This is a genomic window from Rothia sp. HMSC072B04 (assembly GCF_001813725.1).
Classification (GTDB): domain Bacteria; phylum Actinomycetota; class Actinomycetes; order Actinomycetales; family Micrococcaceae; genus Rothia; species Rothia mucilaginosa.
On sequence record NZ_KV813811.1, the window covers coordinates 7,295 to 7,532 of the forward strand.

The 238-nt window shown below is 53.4% G+C and carries 1 protein-coding gene; it reads left to right on the top strand.

Going from position 1 to position 238, the window contains the following annotated elements:
* Window positions 1–238, top strand: a 238-nt coding sequence (locus HMPREF2928_RS09190) for a hypothetical protein (protein WP_210399877.1), incomplete at both ends; no start/stop codon positions are given.

The window sequence follows — 238 nt, forward strand, 5'->3', positions numbered from 1 at the left end:
GAAAGTCCCTCCGAAAAGGAAGGGAAATTTGCACAGGCCGCCGCGCTGGCCGGGGTTAGCGAACGCCTCAATGAAAGTCCCTCCGAAAAGGAAGGGAAATTTCGTATTCGCGGCGACCCGGCCAGTCCTTCGACTTGCCTCAATGAAAGTCCCTCCGAAAAGGAAGGGAAATACCCTGGACATCATCAATCGCGAGAATTTCGTCTACAAGGCCTCAATGAAAGTCCCTCCGAAAAGG